This window comes from Agrococcus citreus (assembly GCF_039527715.1).
Taxonomy (GTDB): domain Bacteria; phylum Actinomycetota; class Actinomycetes; order Actinomycetales; family Microbacteriaceae; genus Agrococcus; species Agrococcus citreus.
The window spans coordinates 208,336-216,642 of the sequence record NZ_BAAAKK010000003.1; the positions used below are offsets into that span (position 1 = coordinate 208,336).

General features: G+C 73.6%; 7 protein-coding genes. 5 read left to right on the plus strand and 2 right to left on the minus strand.

What is annotated here, in order from left to right:
• Positions 1–32: 32 nt before the first annotated feature.
• Positions 33–3,608: a proline dehydrogenase family protein gene (locus ABD106_RS06350; RefSeq protein ID WP_343918515.1), complete on the minus strand. Its 3,576-nt coding sequence runs from the start codon at positions 3,606–3,608 to the stop codon at positions 33–35.
• Between the two features lie 155 nt (positions 3,609–3,763).
• Between ABD106_RS06350 and ABD106_RS06355 the strand changes: the two genes are divergently transcribed.
• Positions 3,764–4,654, plus strand: coding sequence for a LysR family transcriptional regulator (locus ABD106_RS06355; RefSeq protein WP_343918516.1), 891 nt, complete (start codon positions 3,764–3,766; stop codon positions 4,652–4,654).
• Positions 4,655–4,662: 8 nt separating this feature from the next.
• Here the strand turns inward: ABD106_RS06355 and ABD106_RS06360 are convergent, their stop codons facing one another.
• Positions 4,663–5,898, minus strand: coding sequence for an MFS transporter (locus tag ABD106_RS06360; protein ID WP_343918517.1), 1,236 nt, complete (start codon positions 5,896–5,898; stop codon positions 4,663–4,665).
• 49 nt (positions 5,899–5,947) lie between these two features.
• Here ABD106_RS06360 and ABD106_RS06365 point away from each other — a divergent pair, with 49 nt between their 5' ends.
• The 4 genes from ABD106_RS06365 to ABD106_RS06380 form a co-directional block, all read left to right on the plus strand.
• Positions 5,948–6,568: a DivIVA domain-containing protein gene (locus ABD106_RS06365; protein WP_343918519.1), complete on the plus strand. Its 621-nt coding sequence runs from the start codon at positions 5,948–5,950 to the stop codon at positions 6,566–6,568.
• A gap of 57 nt (positions 6,569–6,625) precedes the next feature.
• Positions 6,626–6,922 (plus strand): DivIVA domain-containing protein, encoded by a 297-nt coding sequence (locus ABD106_RS06370; protein ID WP_343918521.1) that lies wholly within the window; start codon positions 6,626–6,628, stop codon positions 6,920–6,922.
• Positions 6,923–6,959: 37 nt separating this feature from the next.
• Positions 6,960–7,811, plus strand: coding sequence for a formyltetrahydrofolate deformylase (purU, locus tag ABD106_RS06375; protein ID WP_343918523.1), 852 nt, complete (start codon positions 6,960–6,962; stop codon positions 7,809–7,811).
• A gap of 115 nt (positions 7,812–7,926) precedes the next feature.
• Positions 7,927–8,307: hypothetical protein (locus ABD106_RS06380; RefSeq protein WP_343918525.1), on the plus strand; the 381-nt coding region annotated here is incomplete at its 3' end.

Genomic DNA, 8,307 nt, shown 5'->3' on the forward strand with positions numbered 1-8,307 from the left:
GGTCCGGCTGCCGATGTCGGGTCCGGTGAGCGCTAGATCAGCGCGTCGGTCAGGTGGTTCGGGGTGCCGAAGCGGTGCGCCGTGATGGCGATCGACTGCTCCCGCAGGAACGGCAGCAGCTCGAGCCGACCGGCCTCGGTGACCGGATGCGCGATGATCGCGAGGTCAGGACGGCCCTCGACCGCCTCGGCGAGCGCTCGCACGCCCTCGTCGACGGCGTCGTCGGCCGCGAGGTAGCGCACGCGCCCCTGCTCGAGGCCGCGGGCCGTGCGCCGGAAGGCGGCGTCGTCCTCGACGGTGAAGGCGATCTCGGCGGCCGCGAGCGCCGCCCGCAGCGCCGGTGCCGGGTCGACCGCGGTCGACACGCGCACGTCGGCGCCCGCGCGGATCGCCGCGGCGACCGTGCGCGCGAGCTGCACGAGCCGGCCGCCCTCCGCGAGGCGGATGACGACGCCCGGCATGGGCAGGTGGCGCAGGATGTCGCGCTCGGCGGAGAGCTGCTGCACGTCCTCGGCGACGCCCAGCTCGGTGGCCCAGACGAGCTGGTCGCTGCCGACGGCGCGGCGGAGCGCCGCCGCCTCGTCCGCGGTCACGGCAGCCGACGCATCCGCCGACCGCGCGAGCGCGTCGATCGCCTCGACGAGGGCGCGCACCGCCGGGTGCTCGACCGGCGCGAGCTCGCGCGCCTCGGCCGTGCGCCAGTCGACGAGCGGCATGAGGTAGCTCGGGCCGCCCGCCTTCGTCGTCGGGCCGACGACCGAGCGCTTCCAGCCGCCGAACGGCTGGCGCTGCACGATCGCGCCGGTGATGCTGCGGTTGACGTAGAGGTTGCCCGCCTCGATCGAGTCGAGCCACGTGCCGATCTCGTCGACGTCGAGCGAGTGGATGCCCGAGGTGAGGCCGTAGTCGACCTCGTTCACGAGCGCGATCGCCTCCTCGAGCGTCTCGACGCGCATGACGCCGAGGATCGGCCCGAAATACTCGGTGCGGTGGTACTCGCTGCCGCGCTCGACGCCGGCGCGCACGCCGGGGCTCCAGAGCTTGCCGTCGTCGTCGAGCTGCTTCGGCTCGATCACCCACGACTCGCCGGCACCGAGGGTCGTGAGGCCCTCGAGCAGCTTGCCCTCGGCCGGCGCGATGATCGGCCCCATCTGGGCGGTCGGCTCCCACGGGTAGCCGACGGTGAGCGAGCGCACGCCGTCGACGAGCTGGTTGTGCATGCGGCGCGAGCGGCCCGCCTGCCCGACGAGGATCGCGAGCGACGCGGCCGAGCACTTCTGGCCGGCGTGGCCGAAGGCGCTCGCGACGATGTCCTTCGCGGCGAGGTCGTAGTCGGCCGAGGGCGTCACGATGATGGCGTTCTTGCCGCTCGTCTCGGCGAGCAGCTGCAGGTCGGGGCGGATGCGCCGGAACGCCTGGGCGGTCTCGAAGCCGCCGGTGAGGATGACGCGGTCGATGCGCGGGTCGCCGATCAGCTGGTCGCCGAGCTCGCGGCCGCCGAGCTGCACGAGCTGCAGCACGTCCTTCGGCACGCCGGCCGCCCAGAGCGCCTCGATCATCGCCGCACCGGTGCGCGCGGTGGCGCGAGCGGGCTTGACGATGACGGATGCGCCGGAGGCGAGCGCCGCGAGCGTCGAGCCCGCGGGGATCGCGATCGGGAAGTTCCACGGCGGGGTCACCGCGATGAGCCGGGCGGGCACCGCGACGGCGCCGTCGACGCGGTCGAGGTCGCGCGCGCGCTCGGCGTAGTAGTGCGCGAAGTCGATCGCCTCGGAGACCTCGGGGTCGGACTGGTCGAGCGTCTTGCCGGCCTCGGCGGCGGCGACCTCCATGAGCTCGGCGCGACGCGCCTCGAGCTCGACGCCCGCGCGGTGCAGGATCGCGGCGCGCTCGTCGCCCGACAGCGCCCGCCAGCCGGCGTTCGCCGCGATGGCCGTCTCGATCGTCGCGTCGAGGGCATCCGCGTCGCGGAGCGTCGCGGCCTCGACGAGGTCGATGCCGATCCGCGAGTGCTGCGCGCGCTCGCGGATGCCGGCGGCCCACGCCTGGTTGGCGGGCAGCGACGGGTCGCTGTCGGGGGCGTTGGCGAAGCCGTCGTCGGCGACCGCGAGCGGGGCAGCGGTGCGGTCCTGCACGCGGTGCGTCGCGGGCGCCTCGGCCGCGAGGCCGTCGACCGAGGCCAGGAAGCGGTCGCGCTCGCGCTCGAACAGCCACTCGTCGTTCGCGAGCTCGAACACGGCCGACATGAAGTTCTCGCGGCTCGCGCCCTCCTCGAGACGGCGGATCAGGTAGGCGATCGCGACGTCGAACTCGGTGGGGTGCACGACGGGCGTGTAGAGCAGCAGCCCGCCCACGTCGCGGCGCACGACCTCGGCCTGGCCCTGCGCCATGCCGAGCAGCATCTCGAACTCGACCCCGGCATCCGCGCCGCGCTGCTTCGCGAGCAGCCAGGCGAAGGCGACGTCGAAGAGGTTGTGGCCCGCGACGCCGAGCCGCACGGCCTGCACGCGCTCGGGCGTGAGCGCCCACGCGAGCACGCGCTTGTAGTGCGTGTCGCTGTCCTGCTTCGTGTGCCAGGTGGCGAGCGGCCAGCCGTGCAACGACGACTCGACCTGCTCCATCGGCAGGTTCGCGCCCTTCACGAGCCGCACCTTCACCGGTGCGCCGCCCTTGGCGATGCGCTCCGAGGCCCAGGCCTGCAGCCGCTCCATCGCGGGCAGCGCGTCGGGCAGGTACGCCTGCAGCACGATGCCGCCCTCGTACGACTCGAGCCCGGGCTCGTCGAGGATCCGCATGAAGACCGCCATGGTCATCTCGAGATCCTTGTACTCCTCCATGTCGAGGTTGATGAAGGTGCCGTTCGAGGCGGCGAGGCGGTAGAGCGGCATGAGGCGCTCGATGACGTCGTCGACGGCGGCGTCGAACGCCCACGGCTGGTGCGGCGCGGTGGTCGCCGACACCTTGATCGAGACGTAGTCGACGTCCGAGCGCTCGATGAGGGCGCGCGTGCCCTCGATGCGGCGCTCGGCCTCGCGAGCGCCGAGCACGGCCTCGCCGAGCAGGTTGACGTTGAGGCGCGCACCGGTCGCGCGGATGCGCTTGATCGCGGCGCCGAGGCGGGCGTCGGTCGCGTCGATGATGAGGTGGCCGACCATCTCGCGCAGCACGCGGCGGGCGATCGGCACGACGATGTGCGGGGCGAGCGGGGCGACGCCGCCGCCGAGCTTGAGCGCCTGGCGCATCGGCCACGGCAGGAAGGCGGGCGCGCTGCCGCCGATCTCGCGGAGCGTGCGCGCGGCGACGTGCACGTCCTCGGGCCGCACGACGCCGTCGACGAAGCGCACGGCGAACTCGAGCCCCTTCGGGTCGCGCAGCACGCCGGCGAGCTGCTCGGCGCTCGCGTCGGCCGGGATCTGCTCCGCGGCCTCGAGCCACGTGCGCACCTGCGCGACGATGGCGGGCGTCAGCGCGCGGAGGCCCTCGAGGTCGGCGAGCTGCGCGTCGCTGCGCTGCGCTGCCGCCTGCTCGGGCGACTGCGGCGTGACGGGCTCCGTGCCCTGCGACGCTGCGGACTCGGTGGCGGTCTGGTCGGTAGCGGCTGCGCCCATTGCGGCTGCACCTTTCATCTGAGGACTGCGGGTCGTGTCAGGACTGCGGGCGCGCGCGTGCGCGCCGCGGCCAGTCTGCACCCCACGACCATTCAGGTACAGTGACGGTTGGTGATGATCATCCATCACGGATCACGATGCTTCGGGGGGCCGCCGTGCTCGACGTCCGGCGTTTGCGCCTGCTGCGCGAGCTGCGCCTGCGCGGCACGATCGCGGCGGTCGCTGCGACCCTCGCCTACGCGCCGAGCGCGGTCTCGCAGCAGCTCTCCGCGCTCGAGCGCGAGGTGGGGGTGCCGCTCACCCGCAAGCAGGGGCGCCGGCTCGCCCTCACACCGCAGGGCGAGCTGCTCGCTCAGCACGCCGAGGGCATCCTCAGCGCCATGGAAGCCGCCGAGCGCGCCGTCGCGGCCTCGCTCGGCCGACCGGTCGGCACCGTGCGCGTCGCCGTCTTCCAGTCGGCCGCCCTCGGGCTCGTGCCGCAGATGCTGCGGATCCTCGCCGAGTCGGCGCCCGAGGTGCGCGTCGAGATGGTGCAGCGCGAGCCCGAGACGGCGCTCTACGACACCTTCGTGGGCGACTTCGACCTCGTCGTCGCCGAGCAGTACCCCGGCCACGCGGCGCCGCAGCACCCCGGCGTCGACCGCCAGCTGCTCATGACCGACGCGCTGCGGCTCGCGGTGCCGCCCGACAGCCCGATCGAGCGGCTCGCCGACGCCGCGCACGTCGCGTGGGTCATGGAGCCGGTGGGCGCCGCATCCCGTCACTTCGGCGAGCAGCAGTGCCGGGTCGCGGGCTTCGAGCCCGACGTGCGGTTCGCGACCGCCGACCTGCAGGCGCAGATGCGGCTCATCGAGACCGGGCACGCCGTCGGCGTGATGAACGACCTGACGTGGACGGGCACCGAGGTGCGCTTCCGCGCGCTCGACCTGCCCGGCGCGCCGCGGCGCGAGGTCTTCACCGCCGCGCGCGCCGCCTCGGAGGGCAGCCCAGCGATCGCTGCGGTGCGCGCCGCCCTCGCCGCCGCCGTGCCGCCCGGCCTCGCCTGAGACCTCGACTAGGTGGATGCGCGCCGCGCGACGTCGCGGCGGTGCAACAGCGCGTCGGCGCCGACGAGCACGAGCGCGATCGCGAGGCCCGCGAACAGGATCCAGGGCAGCGCGCCGACCCCGGCCGCCTCGAGCACGAGCGCGCCGAGCAGCGCGCCAGCGCCGATCCCGATGTTGAAGCCCGTCGTGTACCAGGCGGTCGCGCCCTGCAGCATCCGCTCGGGCGTCGCCTGCAGCTGCCGCGTCTGCAGCAGCGCCGGGAGCGCGCCGAGCGCGAACGCCCAGACGAGCACGGCGGCGACCGTGAGCACGACGTGCTGCGAGACGCCGAGCGCGAGCATCGCCGCGAGCCCCGCGACCATCATCGCGAGCGTCGACGCGGTCGGCCGCCGGCCGAGCCAGAGCGCGATCGCGAGCACCGCGCCGATGCCGACGATGCCGTAGCCGAACAGCGCGCCCGACAGCCACGCCTCCGGCACCCCGGCGTGATCGACGAGGAACGGCGAGATGTACGTGTAGAGCGCGTAGTGCCCCAGCATCACGAGGGTCGTCGAGATGATCGCGAGCGCCACCCCGCGCAGGCTCTTGCCCGGCTCGGGATCGGGCAGCGCGATCGAGCCCGTCGAGGTGGTCGCGCGATCGCGCAGGTGGTCGACGGCGGGCAGCAGGCGCCAGACCGCCACCGCGACGACGAGGCACACGACGCCGAAGAGCGCGAACGACCAGCGCCAGCCGATGACCTGACCGAGCAGCGTCGCGAGCGGCAGGCCCAGCACGTAGGCGAACGAGCCGCCCGCCGACGTGATGGCGACCGCGCGGGCGAGCTGGTGCGGCTGCACGAGGTAGGCGGCGTAGGCGCCGACCACGGTCCAGAAGATGCCGTGCACGATGCCGCCGATGACGCGGAACGCGACCGACCACGCGTAGTCGGGCGCGAGCGCCGAGCCGAAGCAGCTCGCCGCGAAGACCACGAGCACCGTCGTCACGAGCAGGTGCCGCGGCACCCTGCGCGTGAGCCGCACGAGGGTCGTCGACGAGGCGACGACGGTGAAGGCGAAGATCGTCACGAGCAGGCCGATCGCGCCCTCCCCCACCTCGAGCTCGCGGCTCATCGGCAGCAGCAGGCCCATCGGCAGCATCTCGACGCTGATGTTCGTGAACACCGCGAGCGCGAGCACGAGCAGCGCAGCGGTCGGGAAGCCGGCAGGGGTCGTCCCCTGCGTCACCGCCGCCCGCTCGCTCACGACCGGCAAGCCTACGGCCCGCTCGGGGCCGCGCCGGTACCGTGCGAGCATGCCTCAGCTCCAAGACGCCGCACCGCCCACGCTCCGCCGCGCCGGGTGGGGTCGGCGCGGCTACGCCGTCGAGGCCGTCGACCGCTGGGGCGCGCTCGCGGCCGACGCGCTCGCGATGCCGGCCGGACCGCAGGCGGACGCCGCGATCATCGCGCTCCTGCAGGGCCGGCTCGAGCTCGGCGCGGCCCTCGCGACGACCGGCGACCGCTATCGGAAGGACGACGTGGATGCGCTCGTCGAGTGGGTGGTCGCGGCGGCCCCGGTGCAGGATGCGCCCGCGTCGCCGCCGAGCGGCTCCTCGACCGGCGCCTCCGCGGGCGGCGCGTCGCTGCGACCGCACGAGCTCATCGAGCACCGCTTCGCCGCGCCGGCCTGGCTCGCCGAGGGCTACAGCGCCGACAGCGTCGACGACTGGCTCGACGAGGCGGCGGCCGCGCTCTCGGCGCACGAGGCCGGCTCCCCCGCGAGCGCCCCGCTCACCGCGGCCGATGCGGAGGCGGCGCGCTTCCCGACGATGCGCGGCGCATCGGCCTATCGGATGGACGAGGTCGACGAGCTGCTCGACCGGGTGGCCGCGGCGCTGCGTGCGCACGAGGCGCGCGCATCCGACCACCGCTGACGATCCCGGAGCGTGCCCCGCGCGGTCGCGTGTACCCCAGACCGGTACGGTGGCGGTGTGCTCACCGCCGATGATGTGCTCGCGATCCGGTTCTCGACGGGGAACCTCTTCGTGTCGGGCTACGCCGCCGACGCGGTCGACCGCTGGCTCGAGCGCGTGGTCTCGACGCTGCGCGCGTACGAGGGCGATCCCGACGGCGAGCTGCTGCTGCGAGCGAGCGACGCGCGAGCCGTGCGCTTCACGGCTCGGCGCGGCACCGCCTCCTACGAGCCCGACGAGGTCGACGACGCGATCGACATGATCGCCGTGACGCTCGCGATGCACGAGGCGACGGCCGCTCGCAGCGTCGGCTGAGACCGGCCCGGGGCGCCGCGCCTCGTAGACTCGCCGAGTGACTGCGAACCACTGGATCCTGTCGTTCGTGTGCGACGACCGCCCCGGCATCGTCCATGCCATCTCGGGCGCGATCGTGGAGTGCGGCGGCAACATCACCGAGTCGCAGCAGTTCTCGTCCGCCGACACCGATCGCTTCTTCATGCGGCTGCAGGTCGAGGCCGAGGCCGAGCGCGACGACTTCGAGGCCGCGCTCGCGCCGGTGGTCGAGCGCTACGGCATGCAGTGGCAGCTCGACGACGTGGGCCGCCCGCTGCGCACCCTCGTGCTCGTCTCGAAGGCCGCGCACTGCCTCAACGACATGCTGTTCCGCCAGCGCGCGGGGCAGCTCTCGGTCGACATCCCGCTCGTGATGGCGAACCACCCCGACCTCGGCGCGCTCGCCGCCTTCTACGACGTGCCGTTCGAGCACGCGCCGGTCGTCGACGCCGAGTCGAAGGCCGCGTTCGAGCGGCGCATCCTCGAGGTCGTCGAGCGCGAGGGCATCGAGCTCGTCGTGCTCGCCCGCTACATGCAGATCCTCTCGCCCGAGCTGTGCGCGGCGCTCGAGGGCAGGCTCATCAACATCCACCACTCCTTCCTGCCGGGATTCAAGGGCGCGAACCCCTACCGGCAGGCGCACGCGCGCGGCGTGAAGCTCATCGGCGCGACCGCGCACTTCGTCACGAGCGACCTCGACGAGGGCCCGATCATCGAGCAGAACGTCGTGCGCGTCGACCACGCGCACACGCCCGCGGAGCTCGTGGCGATCGGCCAGGACGAGGAGTCGCGCACGCTCTCGCGCGCCGTGCAGTGGTTCGCGGAGGACCGCGTGCTGCTCGACGGGCAGCGCACGATCATCTTCCGCTGACCCTCCGCGGCTGCGCGCCCGCACCTCGACACTCGCTGTTCACGAGAAAGTCGAGCGCGGTGTCACCCGGTCTGGCTATGTTGGCGGTATCCCTGCACCCCAACGGAGTGGATCCATGCGCGCACGCACCATGCTCGGCACCTCGACGGTCGCCGCGCTCGCCCTCGCGGGCCTCGTCGCCGTCCCGGCGAACGCCGCGACCTATCCGGTCATCAACGAGTTCTCGGCCGACGTCAGCGGCCTCGACGGCGGCGCCGAGTACGTCGAGGTGCTGGGCACCCCGAACGCCGACCTGAGCGCCACGCACTCGGTGCTCGTCATCAAGGGCGACAACCCGCACAACCAGGTCGGGCAGGTCATCCAGTCGAGCCCGGCCCCCGCGCTCGACGCGGCCGGCTTCGGCGTGGTGAGCTATCCCGAGAACGGCATCCAGAACAGCTCCGTCTCGATCCTGCTCGTGCAGGGCACGGCGACCGTCGGCCAGGTCGTCGACGCC

Bases quoted from the DNA above. Each gene is read 5' to 3' on its own strand.
- ABD106_RS06350 (WP_343918515.1), bottom strand. From the start codon at position 3,608: ATGGGCGCAGCCGCTACCGACCAGACCGCCACCGAGTCCGCAGCGTCG.
- ABD106_RS06365 (WP_343918519.1), top strand. From the start codon at position 5,948: ATGCCTCAGCTCCAAGACGCCGCACCGCCCACGCTCCGCCGCGCCGGG.